The organism is Oleiphilus sp. HI0117 (genome assembly GCF_001635235.1).
Genome location: NZ_LWGA01001172.1, coordinates 1 through 642, shown reverse-complemented (window position 1 = coordinate 642; position 642 = coordinate 1). Strand labels below are relative to the sequence as shown.

Annotated in this window: 1 protein-coding gene; it reads left to right on the top strand. The window is 36.4% G+C overall.

The features are described 5' to 3' along the window. Positions 1-642 (top strand): GNAT family N-acetyltransferase (locus tag A3757_RS20720; RefSeq protein WP_156506462.1); only part of this gene is annotated, 642 nt, incomplete at both ends.

Here is a 642-nt window from a genome sequence, read left to right as displayed (position 1 = left end):
CAAGCGAAACACGAGACAACTTAATATCTCTCCCCCCCCTTCTAAACACTAGACTCAAGCTTGTAAAGACAACAAAATCTTATTTTGTAGACTTAGATAAGATACGAGAAAGTGATTTAGATTATTTGAAACTGCTTAGTTCAAATAAACGCTCCCAGATAAAACGCTCAATAAGTGGTTATCAGCAATCTTCAAATATTGAAGTACAAGAAGCCGAATCTACCGGGCAAGCAATCACCATGCTTGAAGAGCTAGCAGAGCTGCACCAGATAGAATGGACTAAAAGAGGCAAAGCAGGCGCATTTTCAAACACATTCTTCTTTAACTTTCATAGGAAGTTAATTACCGATTACTTTGACAGCGACTACATACAAGTTCTCAAGATACACACCAAAGACAATATCATCGGGTATCTCTATAATTTCTTGTATCAGGGTGAAGTACTTTTTTATCAATGTGGTTTTAATTACACAGACATCAACAAACTAAAACCAGGCCTAACATCGCATTATTTCGCAATCCTATTGAACGCAAAAAAGGGGTATAACAAGTACGACTTTTTAGCCGGAGAGAGTCAATACAAATCGAGTCTAGCAACTGAATCAAACAATCTAAGTTGGATATTATTGCAAAAAAATCATA